Source organism: Serratia grimesii NBRC 13537 (assembly GCF_001590905.1).
In the GTDB taxonomy this organism is placed as follows: domain Bacteria; phylum Pseudomonadota; class Gammaproteobacteria; order Enterobacterales; family Enterobacteriaceae; genus Serratia; species Serratia grimesii.
The window spans coordinates 88,812-104,252 of sequence record NZ_BCTT01000014.1 but is presented as its reverse complement, the minus strand read 5'-3'; the positions used below and the strand labels follow the sequence as shown (position 1 = coordinate 104,252).

12 protein-coding genes, 4 tRNA genes and 1 other RNA gene are annotated in these 15,441 nt (G+C 52.5%); 12 read left to right on the top strand and 5 right to left on the bottom strand.

The window, feature by feature from the left end:
* Position 1 precedes the first annotated feature (1 nt).
* The 10 genes from wzxE (at position 2) to SGR01S_RS17815 (ending at position 7,034) form a co-directional block, all read left to right on the top strand.
* Positions 2 to 1,252, top strand: a complete 1,251-nt coding sequence (gene wzxE / locus SGR01S_RS17860) for a lipid III flippase WzxE (RefSeq protein ID WP_061808161.1) — start codon at positions 2 to 4, stop codon at positions 1,250 to 1,252.
* Positions 1,249 to 2,334 carry a TDP-N-acetylfucosamine:lipid II N-acetylfucosaminyltransferase gene (locus SGR01S_RS17855; protein ID WP_061808160.1) on the top strand — a complete coding sequence of 362 codons (1,086 nt, stop codon included), beginning with the start codon at positions 1,249 to 1,251 and terminating at the stop codon, positions 2,332 to 2,334. The genes wzxE and SGR01S_RS17855 overlap by 4 nt, the downstream gene beginning before the upstream one ends.
* Complete coding sequence (gene wzyE / locus SGR01S_RS17850; protein ID WP_061808159.1) at positions 2,331 to 3,707, top strand: ECA oligosaccharide polymerase; 1,377 nt, start codon at positions 2,331 to 2,333, stop codon at positions 3,705 to 3,707. Before SGR01S_RS17855 ends, wzyE begins: the two co-directional genes overlap by 4 nt.
* Positions 3,708 to 3,725: 18 nt before the next feature.
* Positions 3,726 to 4,466, top strand: coding sequence for a lipopolysaccharide N-acetylmannosaminouronosyltransferase (wecG, locus tag SGR01S_RS17845; protein WP_037422786.1), 741 nt, complete (start codon positions 3,726 to 3,728; stop codon positions 4,464 to 4,466).
* Between the two features lie 369 nt (positions 4,467 to 4,835).
* Positions 4,836 to 6,239 (top strand): bifunctional threonine/serine APC transporter ThrP, encoded by a 1,404-nt coding sequence (thrP, locus tag SGR01S_RS17840; RefSeq protein ID WP_061808158.1) that lies wholly within the window; start codon positions 4,836 to 4,838, stop codon positions 6,237 to 6,239.
* Positions 6,240 to 6,374: 135 nt separating this feature from the next.
* Positions 6,375 to 6,451, top strand: a tRNA-Arg gene (locus SGR01S_RS17835).
* Positions 6,452 to 6,515: 64 nt separating this feature from the next.
* Positions 6,516 to 6,591 (top strand) — tRNA-His (locus SGR01S_RS17830).
* Between the two features lie 43 nt (positions 6,592 to 6,634).
* A tRNA-Leu gene (locus SGR01S_RS17825) sits at positions 6,635 to 6,721 on the top strand.
* Positions 6,722 to 6,797: 76 nt separating this feature from the next.
* Positions 6,798 to 6,874, top strand: a tRNA-Pro gene (locus SGR01S_RS17820).
* A gap of 32 nt (positions 6,875 to 6,906) precedes the next feature.
* A non-coding RNA gene (locus tag SGR01S_RS17815) (RtT sRNA) lies at positions 6,907 to 7,034 on the top strand.
* An 833-nt stretch (positions 7,035 to 7,867) separates the two neighbouring features.
* Here the strand turns inward: SGR01S_RS17815 and hemY are convergent.
* The 4 genes from hemY to hemC are packed head-to-tail and all read right to left on the bottom strand — an operon-like array spanning position 7,868 to position 11,894.
* Positions 7,868 to 9,064 carry a protoheme IX biogenesis protein HemY gene (gene hemY / locus SGR01S_RS17810; RefSeq protein ID WP_037422779.1) on the bottom strand — a complete coding sequence of 399 codons (1,197 nt, stop codon included), beginning with the start codon at positions 9,062 to 9,064 and terminating at the stop codon, positions 7,868 to 7,870.
* 3 nt (positions 9,065 to 9,067) lie between these two features.
* Positions 9,068 to 10,192 (bottom strand): uroporphyrinogen-III C-methyltransferase, encoded by a 1,125-nt coding sequence (gene hemX / locus SGR01S_RS17805; RefSeq protein WP_037422776.1) that lies wholly within the window; start codon positions 10,190 to 10,192, stop codon positions 9,068 to 9,070.
* 17 nt (positions 10,193 to 10,209) lie between these two features.
* Positions 10,210 to 10,956, bottom strand: a complete 747-nt coding sequence (hemD, locus tag SGR01S_RS17800; protein ID WP_061808157.1) for a uroporphyrinogen-III synthase — start codon at positions 10,954 to 10,956, stop codon at positions 10,210 to 10,212.
* Entirely contained in the window at positions 10,953 to 11,894 is a 942-nt protein-coding gene (gene hemC / locus SGR01S_RS17795) for a hydroxymethylbilane synthase (RefSeq protein WP_037422769.1), read from the bottom strand. The genes hemD and hemC overlap by 4 nt, the downstream gene beginning before the upstream one ends.
* 316 nt (positions 11,895 to 12,210) lie before the next feature.
* Here hemC and SGR01S_RS17790 point away from each other — a divergent pair, with 316 nt between their 5' ends.
* The gene (locus SGR01S_RS17790) at positions 12,211 to 14,763 is read left to right on the top strand and encodes a class I adenylate cyclase (RefSeq protein ID WP_061808156.1); all 2,553 of its coding nucleotides are present in this window, start codon (positions 12,211 to 12,213) and stop codon (positions 14,761 to 14,763) included.
* 46 nt (positions 14,764 to 14,809) lie between these two features.
* On the opposite strand, the gene cyaY is transcribed toward SGR01S_RS17790, so the two are convergent.
* A complete protein-coding gene (cyaY, locus tag SGR01S_RS17785; protein WP_037426825.1) occupies positions 14,810 to 15,130 on the bottom strand; it encodes an iron donor protein CyaY in 321 nt (106 codons plus the stop codon).
* Positions 15,131 to 15,208: 78 nt separating this feature from the next.
* Here cyaY and lptM point away from each other — a divergent pair, with 78 nt between their 5' ends.
* A complete protein-coding gene (gene lptM / locus SGR01S_RS17780; RefSeq protein WP_303621142.1) occupies positions 15,209 to 15,406 on the top strand; it encodes an LPS translocon maturation chaperone LptM in 198 nt (65 codons plus the stop codon).
* Positions 15,407 to 15,441: the final 35 nt, after the last annotated feature.

Here is a 15,441-nt window from a genome sequence, read left to right as displayed (position 1 = left end):
TATGTCACTGGCAAAAGCATCGCTTTGGACTGCCGGCTCTACGCTTATCAAGATTGGCGTGGGGTTGTTGGTGGTGAAATTGCTGGCGGTGGCGTTTGGCCCCAGCGGTGTTGGGCAAGCGGGTAACTTCCGTCAGTTGATTACTGTATTGGGTGTGCTGTCCGGCGCCGGGATTTTTAACGGCATCACTAAATATGTTGCCGAATATCATCAGGACCCACAGCGGCTGCGACTGGCTGTTGGCACGGCGTCGACTATCGTACTGGGCTTTTCCACGCTGTTGGCGCTGGTGTTTCTGTTCGCTGCTGAACCCATCAGTATTGGATTGTTTGGTCATGCTGAGTTCGTGAACGTGGTGCGGGCAGTGGCATTTATTCAGATGGGCATTGCCTACGCCAACCTGTTTATGGCCGTGCTGAAGGGTTACCGCGATGCGATGGGCAACGCACTGGCGGTGATTGGCGGCAGCCTGATTGGCGTAGTGGCATACTACCTGTGCTTTAAACTCGGGGGCTATGAAGGCGCGTTGGCGGGGTTAGCGCTGGTGCCGGCATTAGTGGTATTACCCGCGGGTTTTATGCTGTGGCGACGCAAAACCTTGCCGCTGCGCTATTTAGCGCTGGCATGGGACAAGGCATTAGCCAGCCATCTGGGCAAGTTCACCATTATGGCGCTGATCACTTCGGTGACGCTGCCGGTGGCCTACGTGATGATGCGTAACTTGCTGGCGAGCCATTACAGTTGGGATGAGGTGGGGATTTGGCAGGGCGTCAGCAGTATCTCCGATGCTTACCTCCAGTTTATCACCGCTTCATTTACCGTTTATCTGCTACCAACGTTGTCGCGGTTGAAGGAAAAAAGCGCCATCTCACAGGAGATTGTGCGTTCACTTAAATTTGTACTGCCTGCGGTGGCAGCGGTAAGTTTCACCGTCTGGCTGTTACGCGATTTTGCCATCTGGTTACTGTTCACGGACAAGTTCATCGCGATGCGTGATCTGTTTGCCTGGCAGTTGGTGGGAGACGTGCTGAAAGTTGGCGCTTATGTGTTTGGTTACCTGGTTATTGCCAAAGCGTCGCTGCGTTTTTATATCCTGACTGAAGTCAGTCAGTTCCTGCTGTTGACGCTGTTCTCGCACTGGTTGATACCGTTGCACGGCGCACTGGGCGCAACGCAGGCTTACATGGCAACCTACATCGTGTATTTCGCGCTCTGTAGCTGCGTATTTATTCTTTATCGTAGACGAGTATGACCACACTGATTCACGTATTGGGATCTGATATCCCGCATCACAATCAGACGGTGCTGCGTTTCTTCAACGACGTGTTGGCGAAGCGCCTGCCGTCCGATCAGACACGCCATTTCATGGTAGCTGCGAAAGACGCTGCTGCACTAGGGTCGTTCCCCGATCTGAGCATTGAATGCTATCCGGACAAGAAAAGCCTGGCGATGGCGGTCATTGCCCGTGCTCAGGCCGATCGCAACCAGCGCTTCTTCCTGCATGGTCAATTTAACCCTACGCTGTGGCTGGCGTTGTTAAGTGGGAAAATCAAAGCGCATCAGGTGAGCTGGCATATCTGGGGGGCTGACCTTTATGAAAACGCAACCAGTTGGAAATTCCGCCTGTTCTATTTACTGCGCCGTATTGCGCAGGGCAGGGTGGGACACGTGTTTGCCACTCGTGGTGATGTAATCCACTATCAACAGCGTCATGTGCGTGTGCCGGCTTCTTTGTTGTATTTTCCGACACGGATGGATCCAGCGTTGACCGGCATTAACGTAGATAAAAACCTGGCTGGCCCTATGACCATTCTGGTGGGGAATTCAGGTGATCGTACTAACCGGCATGTGGAAGCACTGAAAGCGATTCATCAGCAATTTGGTGCCGATGTTCGTGTGATCCTGCCGATGGGGTATCCGGCCAACAACGATGCTTATATTGAACAGGTACGTACTGCCGGGCTGGCGCTGTTTGGTAATAAGAACTTGCAGCTATTGACGCAGCAGGTGGCGTTCGACGACTACCTGAACATTCTGCGCGAGTGCGATCTTGGCTACTTTATTTTTAACCGCCAGCAGGGTATCGGCACGCTTTGCCTGCTGATCCAGTTTGGTGTGCCGTTCGTGCTGAGCCGGCAGAACCCGTTCTGGCAGGACCTGGCAGAGCAGCATCTACCGGTGCTGTTTTATGGCGACTCCTTGGATGAGGCAGTAGTGCGAGAAGCGCAGCGCCAGCTGGCGTCAGTGGATAAGCAGACGATCGCCTTCTTTAATCCCAACTACGTTGATGGCTGGCAACAGGCATTAGCCCTGGCTGCAGGGGATAATTCATGACGCTGGCGCAATTTGGCGGGTTATTTGTCGTCTACCTGATTGGGACCTTGTTTGTACTGACGTTGACCTATCAGGAGTTTCGGCGTGTCCGCTTTAACTTCAACGTCTTCTTTTCGCTGCTGTATCTGCTGACGTTTTACTTTGGCTTCCCATTGACGTGTTTACTGGTGTTCCAGTTCGACGTTGAAGTGGTGCCCGTAGAGTTCCTGCTGTACGCCATTCTCTCTGCCACTGCGTTTTATGCGATTTATTACGTCAGCTATAAAACCCGGTTGCGAAAGCGCAGCATGCAGCCGCGTAAGCCCGTATTTACCATGAACAGGGTGGAAACCAACCTGACCTGGGTATTACTGGCGTTAGTGGCCATTGTCACCGTTGGCATTTTCTTTATGCAAAACGGTTTCTTGCTGTTCAAGCTCAACTCCTACAGCCAGATTTTCTCCAGTGATGTTTCTGGCGTGGCGCTCAAGCGGTTCTTCTATTTCTTTATCCCGGCGATGCTGGTGGTGTATTTCCTGAAACAAGATTTGCGTGCCTGGTTCTTTTTCCTGGCGGCAACGGTCGCTTTTGGCATTTTGACCTACGTGATAGTCGGCGGCACACGTGCCAATATCATTATTGCCTTCTCGCTATTTCTGTTTATCGGCATCGTGCGGGGATGGATCTCGCTGTGGATGCTGGTAGCTGCCGGGGTGTTCGGTATCGTTGGTATGTTCTGGTTGGCGTTAAAGCGCTACAGCCTGGACGTCAGTGGCCCCGAGGCGTTTTATACGTTCCTCTATCTGACGCGTGATACGTTCTCGCCGTGGGAAAACCTGGCGTTACTGCTGCAAAACTACGACAAGATTGATTTCCAGGGCCTGGCGCCGATAGTACGTGATTTCTACGTCTTTATTCCGTCTTGGCTATGGCCGGGGCGACCGGATACCGTGCTGAACACCGCCAACTATTTCACCTGGGAAGTGCTGAATAACCATTCAGGCTTGGCGATTTCGCCGACGCTTATCGGTTCTTTGGTGGTGATGGGCGGCGCGCTGTTTATTCCGGTTGGCGCGGTTTTGGTGGGTATGATTATCAAATGGTTCGACTGGCTGTATGAGATGGGCAAAAGCGAGCCGAACCGTTATAAGGCTGCCATATTGCAGGGCTTCTGCTTTGGCGCGGTATTCAACATCATTGTGCTGGCACGCGAGGGCGTGGATTCGTTTGTTTCGCGAGTGGTGTTCTTCTGCCTTATTTTTGGTGCCTGTTTGCTGATGGCAAAATTGCTGTACTGGCTGTTTGACACTGCCGGCTTGATTAAGGCGCGGGTGCTGCGCTCGCGCACTCTGACACCGCCTGCATCATCCGTTCAGGCCGACAGCCTTTTGTAAGGTAAGGGTAATAATAAGATGGAAGTAAAAATCTCGGTCCCCAAATATGAGCTGCGCGGTTTCAGCCTCTGGGGATTTCGCGATATGGCACAGTGCATGGATTTTCTCTTTGACGGTGGCCGGGTAAAACAGGGCACATTGGTTGCCATGAATGCCGAAAAAATCCTTACAGCGGAACAAGATGCGGAACTGCATGCCTTGTTGGATGAAGCGGAATATAAGTACGCGGACGGCATCAGCATGGTTCGGTCTATCCGTCGTAAATATCCAGGCGCTAATGTGTCACGCGTCGCAGGAGCCGATCTGTGGGAAGCATTGATGCAGCGGGCTGGGCGTGAAGGCACACCGGTGTTTCTGATTGGCGGCAAGCCGTCGGTATTGGCGGAAACGGAACAGAAGCTGCGTAGCCAGTGGAACGTTAATCTGGTGGGTAGCCAGGACGGTTATTTCAAGCCTGAACAGCGTGAAGCGCTGTTTGAACGGATCCGTGCCAGCGGAGCTGCCATCGTGACGGTAGCCATGGGATCGCCGAAACAGGAAATCTTGATGCGAGATTGTCGCAAGGTCCATCCAAAGGCGCTCTATATGGGAGTTGGTGGGACCTATGACGTGTTCACTGGGCATGTGAAGCGTGCCCCCAAGGTCTGGCAGAATCTCGGTCTGGAGTGGCTTTACCGGTTGCTCAGCCAACCGAGCCGTATTCGGCGCCAGCTCAGGCTACTCAAGTTCGTGGGTTACTATTACCGCGGCAAGATGTGATGATGGCGCCAGGGCAAGATTATTTTGCCTTGGCGCATAGGTTGTTCAAATAACCTGCTTTATGGCTGTTTAGCCAGCGTCCCTATAACCTCAGTTCCTAAACTCCCCTGTATTTATTCCATAAAGTTTTAAATTGCGGTTTGCTTATAGCGGCAAAATGCGAAACGATACCGCCCTGAAATTATCCCCAGCTGTTGGCGCCAGATATGGCCGCACTGAACGACGTTTTTCTCCGCCGTAAGATTGCCCCGACTACACGTTGATGTCCGCCTGAGCGGCGGGAGATGATTTACGCTATTTTTCATTAAAACAATAACGACCGGTAATAGCCGGCATGCAAACACAATCAAGAAATAATACTGAGGATTTATGGCACACAAAGAAAAACCGCAAGGACTACACCGAGGGCTGGAAGCCCGGCATATCGAGCTGATTGCGCTGGGGGGTACCATTGGCGTCGGTCTGTTTATGGGCTCAGCCAGTACGCTGAAATGGGCGGGGCCGTCGGTATTATTGGCGTATATCATCGCCGGGCTGTTCGTGTTCTTTATTATGCGCTCGATGGGCGAGATGTTGTTCCTTGAACCGGTCGCAGGCTCCTTTGCCGTTTATGCCCATAAATACATGAGCCCTTACTTTGGCTATCTGACGGCCTGGGGCTATTGGTTTATGTGGATCGCTGTTGGCATATCGGAAATCACTGCCATTGGGGTCTACGTGCAGTTCTGGTTCCCGGAGATCCCGCAGTGGCTGCCGGCATTAATCGCCGTGGCGATGGTAGCGTTGGCTAACGTGGCGGCGGTACGCCTGTATGGCGAGCTGGAGTTTTGGTTTGCCATGATCAAGGTGACCACTATCATTGTGATGATTCTGGTCGGGCTGGGTGTGATCTTGTTTGGCTTTGGTAACGGTGGTCAACCTATCGGATTTGCCAACCTGACTGAACACGGCGGTTTCTTTGCCGGCGGCTGGAAAGGTTTCCTGTTTGCGTTGTGTATTGTGGTGGCGTCTTATCAAGGGGTTGAGCTGGTCGGCATTACCGCGGGTGAGGCCAAGAACCCGCAGGTGACGTTGAAACGCGCGATTAACAATATCTTGTGGCGCATCCTGATCTTCTACGTCGGCGCTATTTTTGTCATTGTTACCATCTTCCCTTGGAACGGTATTGGCACCACCGGCAGCCCATTTGTGCTGACCTTCGCCAAAATCGGCATCGTTGCCGCTGCCGGTATCATTAACTTTGTGGTACTGACCGCTGCACTCTCTGGCTGTAATAGCGGTATGTATAGCGGGGGGCGCATGCTGTACGCGCTGGCCAAGAACCGTCAACTCCCTGCCTCACTGACCAAACTGTCTGCCAGCGGCGTGCCGGTGAACTGTATTGCTGTGACTATTGCTTGCCTGTTGGTCGGCTCTGGTTTGAATTATCTGATCCCCAATCCGCAGGCGGTATTTGTCTATGTCTACAGCGCCAGCGTGCTGCCAGGTATGGTGCCGTGGTTTGTGGTGCTGATTAGCCAACTGTATTTCCGCCGTGCCCATAAGGCAGCGATCAAAACCCACAGCTTTAAGTCGATTATGTTCCCCTATGTGAACTATCTGACCATTGCTTTCCTGGTTTGCGTGCTGATCGGCATGGGAATTAACCCGGATACCCGCATTTCTCTGTTGGTTGGGGCGATATTCTTAGCGGCGGTCAGTCTGTGCTACTTTGCTTTCGGTATGCACAAGAAACATCATCCGGCTGAAAAACGGACAGAAACCCAGCAATAACCGGTGAAAAGGGGCTACGGACGGCCCTTTCCTGCGCAGGAGTGAGCAAAGCGTAATCAAACGCAACATTTCTGCGAAAAAGCACTAGACAGGATTGGGTTAAAACCGTAGTATCCCCTCCCGCAACGGCGCTATGCGCCCGTAGCTCAGCTGGATAGAGCGCTGCCCTCCGGAGGCAGAGGTCTCAGGTTCGAATCCTGTCGGGCGCACCATTAAGTTTGTGTGCAAGAGCTGCGGTGGTAGTATTACCGCGTGAAGTAGTAAGAAGTAGAAATGGTGGCTATAGCTCAGTTGGTAGAGCCCTGGATTGTGATTCCAGTTGTCGTGGGTTCGAGTCCCATTAGCCACCCCACTTCCTAAGAGAAGTGAAGAATTGTAAGCTGTTTTGTGACTGTGCGAAGGTGGCGGAATTGGTAGACGCGCTAGCTTCAGGTGTTAGTGTTCTTACGGACGTGAGGGTTCAAGTCCCTCTCTTCGCACCACACACAAAATGTCTAATAAATTTAAGATTTACATAGACATAAGCGATAAAATTTAGTAGTATCTGCAACAAGAAATCGGCGAGTAGCGCAGCTTGGTAGCGCAACTGGTTTGGGACCAGTGGGTCGGAGGTTCGAATCCTCTCTCGCCGACCACATTCAAGAAAACCCGCTTTATAGCGGGTTTTTTTACATCTGTAGTTTATAGGATGAGCACCTCCGAAGGAGGTTTGAGCCGAGCGCAGCGAGACAACGTTGCTTTAGCAACGGCCCGCAGGGCAGTATCACAGATGCAGTAATCCTCTCTCGTCGACGACATTCAGAAAAGCCCGTTCATTACTGAACGGGCTTTTCGCTTTCTGCAATCCGGTCAACTTCATATCCCTCCCTTGTACGGCTTATGGTTTCCGTCTCAATGTGGCTAGCGTGTTGGTTTTCCACGACACCGGCATGGTGCATTGTCGTCAGGATGAGACATGTAATTGATTGATTTTTATTAATAAAAATCACTTTGGCTTAAGTCGTCGTTATAAGGCGACATATCTTCTGATGTTGGGGGATGGAGAGCATGGTAAGCGGCGGAAAACACGATACATACTAAAATGATTAAATTTGTTTTAATTCAATATGATAAATAAATTTTTATAAAAATTGGTGCTCTTTTAAAAAAGCTGGCACGGCAAGTGCAATATCTACTGTGTAGATGCTCATTCCACTTCTTATGTTCGCCTTAGGCTTCATAAACCCTGGGAATGACGCAGAGCCGATTTAGGGTGCCTATTGCCCACCAGAACGATGTCAGCGTGCTTACAGCCATGACATCACACTCCGGGCATAACGTTGAGTGAGGCACCGCCCCTGTTGTCCTAGACCTGATTGCTTTTTTATACACTTGCCACCGCGGCAAGTGTTTTTTTTTGCCTAAATATAAGCGACAGGCGAAAAAAAACGCGGCAATCATGCCGCGCCAGACTGATGACAAACCTCATTCCTGCCCAGAGCGAGTAGATGCCGATAAATAAAAATCAGGAAAATCAATTTATTGATTTTCGGCTGATCACCACAAAGAAGGAAAAACCACGCTTTTTCCTTCTTTGTCAGCAACCTAACGCGGCAATCATGCCGCGCTTTGGTCACTCGATAATACCGTTATGCGTCGCCGTTCTGCTTCAGAGTCAACATCAAACCTTCACGTCGCATCTGAGCTGCTTCATCTGAACGGTGCAGCTTATCCAGTACATCCGCCAGCCAGGCATAATCGTAGGCATCTGGACGTTGTTTCAACGCTTCCCGGAATGCATCGGCGGCCTGTTGCCATTCACCGTGCTTCATCAACAACTGCCCCAGAGTGCTGTTCAACAACGGTGTAGCACCATGCTGTTTCACTTGCTGACGTAATGCTTTCTCCAGCTGTTGCGGATTCCCCGACTTCAAACGTGGGATCAACAGCACCAGTCGCTCATCGTACTGACGTTTCAGGCTATCGAGCACGATTTCTTGTGCTAATTCGTGGTCATTGCATTCGATCAGATGTTCTACCATCGCAATTTGCAACGGAACTTCATGGCGGGTTTTGCGGCTTTGATCTTTCCACCAACGCTTCAGACCATCGCTGCCTTCATCTGCCATTGCCTGATTCATCAGGCCAATATAAGCCTGTTGCTGCAAAGCTTGCAGTTCAGCTTCGGTATGCAGATTGATCTTGCTCATCGATGGCAAGATCTCAAGCAACGAGGCAAAGGCACCGGTACGCAGATAAGCCATTTCCGCCAGCCTTAACACTTCTGGGTGGCGTGGCGCTTGGTTTAACAGGCGATCGACACCATGACGTGCTGCATGGTTTTCACCTTGCGCCAATTGAATGCGTACGCGAGTGATGTCTACCGGCAACTGATCGGTATCGGCGGCCTCGGCGGCGCGTTCCAGATATTGGTTGGTGCGGAAGTCATCGCCGCGTTGCTGTGCTGCCTCGGCGGCCAAGAGGTAGTTTACGACCGGCTGCTCGGCATGATCTGCATTACGCGTCAGCAGCTTCTCAACTTGCTTGTAATCACCTTCTGCCAGTTTGATCAATGCGGCCTTGGTTTGCTTGCGCGCACGGGTGCGTTTACGACCGATAAACCAGCCGCGGGTACGGGCCCCCGTACGGAAGATGCGGCGTAGGATCCATTCGATCACCAGCAGTACCACAAACAACAAAACGCCCATGATCACCAGACCGGTGACACTGGTTTCAATGTTGTAGTTATCGGTCTGAATCAGCACATAGCCCTGATGGCCGGCCAACATCGGCCCGACCACCACACTGGCAATTAACACCAGGAACAGAAATAGCACGCGTAACATGGCTTATCCCTCCTGGTGGGCTGCAGGGGACTGGGTCATCAGATTACGCACCCGGGTCTGCATCAGTTTTTCCAGCAGTGGCTGGCTTTTCAGATGGTCCGGCACGTCCATCGTGATCGACTGCTGACTCAGTGCGTCTAACTCTTCGAGGAAGGCTTTCGTGGCCGGGTCGGTAGTGTCGAAGTAGGCGCGTACCCACGTAGAGATAGTTTCCAGCGACTGCTTATACACTTCGTTTTGATGGCGTGGGATTGCCTGGGCGGCAACTAACAGGCGTGAGCGAATATTTTCGCGCAGGTAAATGTCCTGATTTGGGGCCAGCAAAGGCTCAGCACTGCTATCACGGCGGCGAACGGTAATAAAGTCGGCCATAAAGTTATGCCAGCTTTTCGCCAGGTTTTGCCGCCATTCACCGATAGAACTGGACAGCTCGGTGCTGTCTTGGTCCATTGGCGCTTCGTCGCTGTTGTTATCCGCCAGGCGTAGATTATCAACCTGATTGGAGAGTTGATTGGTTTTGAGAATGATGCCATCGAAATCCACCTGGGTAAGGGTAGATAGCGTGCTGATATCTTCAGTGATGGCGCGACGAACCTCGAGTAGGCTTGGGTCGTTCATGTCTGCCAGGCTGGCGTCGGCACTTTTCAGCAAGGCTGCGGCAGTTGTGACGTCCTGATCGCTCCACAGTTTACGCCCAGCCATTTTCACCAAAAAGTCGGCCTGCGCCAGCAACCAGGTTTTGGCGTCGCTGCCGGAAATGATGGCGACTTTTTCTTGCAGTTCATTAAGTTGGCGTGCCAGGGTCGCTTGCTCACGGTCGGCAGCATCGAGCGTTTTACCCTGTTGCTGCAGCAGGCCTTCCAGCGCGCCTCTTTCTTGCTGTTGGCTCTGTTTCAGTGCTTCAAGCTGCTGTTGTAAGGTTTGATTGGCTGCAATGAGCTGCTGTGCTTGTCGATGTGTGTGGTAATAGCCGCCAGCACCCAATGCAATAACCAGCACGATGGCAATTGCGCCTAATACCGGGCCGGTATTTTTACCTTTACGCTTGTCAGCGTCTGGCTGCTGGGGGCTCTCAACCGCGGTGGTTGGCTCTTCAACCGGGGCGGATGGGGTATTTTGTTCCGTCATAGTGGCACATCCCATAGTCAGGTTTGTTGTAGCGCGCGGATCAGCGCGTCATTATCGGCATTATCAGCTACCCGAATTGTGCTCCAGCCCAATTCCTGGGCGAGGGTAGCCAGGCGTTCACTTACGACTACCAGGCGGCAACGCAATAACCACGAAGAACGGTAGTAATCAGGAACTAAAGTATAGAGCTGTTGTAACATTTCACCGCTGGTGACGACCAGTGTATCAACACCGGCACGCTGCCAGTGGGCGCTTTGTTCACTACCATCATAATGCACTGGGCTGCGTTGATAACATTCATAATAGCTGACGGCAGCGCCGCGCTCGCTCAAGGTATTGCCGAGCAGCTCGCGTCCGCCGTTGCCGCGTAGGATCAGCGCCTGTTTGCCGTCGAGTTTCTGTAAGGCAGGTAGCAGCAACAAGGTTTCGCTGATCTCCTGCTCACGCGGGTATTCCACCGGTAGGCTGGTGATCCGGTGCATCGCCAGCGCGGTAGTACGGCCGATAGCATAATAGGTCAGTCTGGCGGGCCATGTCAGCCCGACGCGGCCCATCACCGAGTTGGCGTAGCTCACTGAATGTTGCGACAGGATAAATACCAGGTCGCCATCATTAAGTTGCTGCAGCGCCAGCGGTAGCTTGGGTAGATCACTCCCCGGCGCGAAATCGATCAGCGGAGCATGGTAGGCAACCCGGCCGAGTGCACGCAGTCGGCTCACTAATTGCTCCCCTGAAGGAGAAGGGCGGGTTACCAATATTGTCATGCCGGGGGATTTCCCTGATAAACAACCTGCAGAATTTCACGTGCGCCCTGCGCCAGCAACTCTTCTGCCAGCTCAACACCCATTTGTTCTGCCAATGCTGCGGGACCGCGACGCTCGCCGCGTACCATCTGGCTACCATCTGGGGAGCCGACCAGTGCACGCAACCATAGGCTATCGCCATTCAGCTCGGCATAGCTGCCGATTGGGACCTGGCAACCGCCTTCCAAACGGGTATTCATTGCGCGTTCTGCGCGTACACGGATTTCGGTTGCCGTATGATTGAGTGGTGCCAGTAACGCACGGGTGGTTTCATCATCGAGTCGGCATTCAATGCCGACAGCGCCCTGGCCGACAGCCGGCAGGCACTCTTCAGGGCTCAGCGGGCTGCGGATACGTTGTTCCAACCCCAGGCGATTCAGCCCCGCGACGGCCAGTATAATGGCGTCGTAATCGCCATTATCCAGTTTTGCCAAGCGTGTTCCGACGTTACCGCGCAGATCACGCACGATCAGATCCGGGCGACGCTCACGCAATTGGCACTGACGGCGTAGGCTGGATGTGCCGACTATGCTGCCTTGCGGCAGTTGATCGAGCGAGTCGAAACGGTTGGAAACAAATGCGTCGCGCGGATCGTCACGCTCACAAATGGTCACCAAACCCAGACCATCGGGGAAATCTACCGGGACGTCTTTCATCGAATGGACGGCGATATCCGCACGGCCATCCAATAGCGCCAATTCAAGTTCCTTAACAAACAGCCCTTTACCACCGACTTTCGCCAGTGGTGTATCCAGAATAATGTCGCCCCGCGTAACCATCGGCACCAGTTCGACCTGTAGGCCTGGGTGGCTGGCCATCAGGCGCTGCTGCACATAATGTGCTTGCCAGAGAGCAAGTGGGCTTTGGCGGGTGGCAATTCGAATAATTTTGTCTAACATGCTTGTTACCGTTTTTATAATTCGCCATTCATCCTACCACTGAGTGTGAAAACTGTCAGTGCAAGAAGCCATAGGCGGATAAAGGACAACGGAATCAACGGGACGTGTGATGTATTTTGGGGCAGTTAACACTGCGGGTAAATCGTTTAGAGTGGCGCTACAATAATAGTGAAGCGTTACTTCCTTTACGGTCAATCAGCAAGGTGTTAAATTGATCACGTTTCCAGCAATAAGTTGCCAAATATTCTTCCAACACTAACGGCGCTTATGGAATACGGGTTTTTTTCTAAACACCGGGATAATCAGGCGAGACGTCTTGTACCTCTACATCGAGACACTGAAGCAGAGACTGGATGCGATCAATCAATTACGAATCGATCGCGCCCTAGCGGCCATGAAGCCCGCGTTTCAACGGGTATACAGTCTGCTGCCTACCTTATTGCACCACCACCACCCACTGATGCCAGGTTATCTGAACGGTAACGTTCCCCATGGCGTTTGCCTCTACACGCCTGATGAAACCCAGCAAGAATATCTCAACGATTTAGAAGACAAATGGGGCAGCCCGTTTGATAAGCTGGCCAGCGGTGAACTGCCGATTACTGGGGTTTACTCCATGGGCAGTACTTCGTCGATCGGCCAGAGTTGCAGCTCGGATCTCGACATCTGGGTGTGCCACCAGTCTTGGCTGGACAACGAAGAACGCAATCGCCTGCAACAGAAATGCAGCCTGTTGGAAAAATGGGCAGCGTCGATGGGGGTTGAGGTTAGCTTCTTCCTGATAGACGAAAACCGCTTCCGCCATAACGAAAGCGGTAGTCTGGGCGGTGAAGACTGTGGTTCCACTCAACATATTCTGCTGTTGGACGAGTTTTACCGCACCGCGGTACGTCTGGCCGGCAAACGCATTTTATGGAATATGGTGCCAGGTGAAGAAGAAGCCCATTACGATGAGTATGTGCTGTCGCTGTACTCACAAGGTGCGTTAACACCGAACGAATGGCTGGATCTCGGCGGCCTGAGTACGTTGTCGGCAGAGGAATACTTTGGTGCCAGCCTGTGGCAACTGTATAAAAGTATCGACTCGCCTTACAAAGCGGTACTGAAAACCCTGTTGCTGGAAGCCTATTCCTGGGAATACCCGAATACGCAGTTGTTGGCGATGGATATCAAGCAACGACTGCACCAGGGCGAGATCGTCTGCTTCGGTCTCGACGCCTACTGTATGATGCTTGAACGCGTCACCCATTATCTGACCGAAATCAACGACACTACCCGCCTCGATCTGGTCCGCCGCTGTTTCTACCTCAAAGTCTGTGAAAAATTGTCGCGTGCCAACGCATGCGTAGGCTGGCGTCGTGAGATCCTCAGCCAATTGGTCAGAGAATGGGGTTGGGACGAAGAGCGCCTGGCGATGTTGGATAACCGCGCGAACTGGAAAATTGAACGGGTGCGTGAAGCACACAATGAGTTGTTGGATGCGATGATGCAGAGCTACCGCAACCTGATCCGCTTCGCCCGTCGTAATAACCTCAGTGTCAGTGCCAGCCCGCAGGATATCGGTGTGCTGACCCGCAAGCTTTACGCTGCGTTTGAAGCGCTGCCTGGTAAGGTGACGTTGGTGAACCCGCAGATCTCGCCGGACCTGTCAGAAGAGGATTTGACCTTCATTCATGTGCCGATTGGCCGCGCCAACCGCACCGGCTGGTACCTGTACAACCAGGCACCGGCCATGGACTCGATTGTCAGCCATCAACCGCTGGAATATAACCGTTACCTGAACAAGCTGGTGGCTTGGGCTTATTTCAACGGCCTGCTGACGCCGAAGACCCGTTTGCATATCAAGAGCGGCAACCTGTGTGACACCGCCAAATTGCAGGAGTTGGTGGCCGATGTATCGCACCACTTCCCGCTGCGCCTGGCGGCACCGACGCCAAAAGCGCTGTACAGCCCATGTGAAATTCGCCATTTGGCGATTATCGTCAATCTGGAAAACGATCCGACTGCGGCCTTCCGTAATCAGGTCGTACATTTCGATTTCCGCAAGCTCGATGTGTTCAGTTTTGGTCAGCAACAACAGTGTTTGGTGGGCAGTATCGATCTGCTGTACCGCAACTCCTGGAACGAGGTGCGTACACTGCATTTCAGCGGTGAGCAATCGGTGTTGGAAGCCTTGAAGACCATTCTTGGCAAAATGCATCAGGACGCTGCCCCACCGGAGTCGGTAGAGGTGTTCTGCTACAGCCAGCACTTGCGCGGCCTTATCCGTACCCGTATTCAGCAGCTGGTGTCAGAGTGCATTGAACTGCGCTTGTCCAGTACCCGACTGGAACCGGGCCGCTTTAAAGCAGTTCGCGTTGCCGGACAGACCTGGGGCCTGTTCTTCGAGCGCCTGAGCGTGTCGGTGCAGAAGTTGGAAAATGCGGTGGAATTCTACGGCGCTATTTCGAATAACAAATTGCACGGCTTGTCGATCAAAGTAGAAACCGATCAGGTGCATCTGCCCCCTGTCGTGGATGGCTTTGCGAGTGAAGGGATCATTCAGTTCTTCTTTGAAGACACGTCAGACGATAAAGGCTTTAACATCTATATTCTGGATGAGTCTAACCGGGTTGAGGTGTACCACCATTGTGAAGGCAGTAAAGAGGAGCTGGTGCGCGATGTCAGCCGTTTCTACTCTTCCTCACATGACCGCTTCACGTATGGTTCCAGCTTTATCAACTTCAACCTGCCACAGTTTTATCAGATAGTGCAGCTCGATGGTCGCACTCAGGTCATTCCGTTCCGCAGCAATGTATTGTCGAGCCTGTGCGTTCCCCTGACCGATGGTGCAACTCTGCCGCTGAAGCAGCAGTTCCAACTGCATTGATCTCACAGGGGCTCAGAGTACTGAGCCCCTGTGAATGCCCGCATACTCAAGCAAATGTCACATCTTCGCCGGCCTGTGCGCTGGCCGCTTCACTCAGCAACGGATAGAAGGCATGACCGCTGCGATCGCAGACCCACACACCGTCACGGTAGTTAAAGTGGTAGCCGCCCGTTTTGGTCGCCAGCCAAACCTGATGCAGAGGTTCCTGGCGATTGATCACAATTTTGGTGCCATTTTCGAAGCTTAACGTCATGACACCGCCGTTAGTTTCGTAATCGATGTCCGCATCGCCGTCAAAATCGTCCAGTGTCTCTTCAATATTAAGCATCAGTTGGTCAGCCAACTGGTGAAACTCACTGTCGTTCATATTCAATTCCTATTGCTTTTCATGATCCACCTGCGATTATAGAGACCTTGGACGTATGAATTACAGGCATTAATGCAAATGAAAAAACAACTACGCTATGCGCTGATGGCAGTTCTGTTTGCCGGGCTCTCTGGCTGCGGTCTGAAAGGCCCGCTGTACTTCCCTCCAGCCGATCCGGCCAGCAAGAAACCTCAGGTTCAGACTGGCGATCAAGTACAGAAAAATCAGCAGGAGCTTTCTGGGTCTCAGCAAAAACCGTCGATGAGCGACCAGTAACATCTTGTTTGCGGCGGCGTGGGCCATCGCAAACT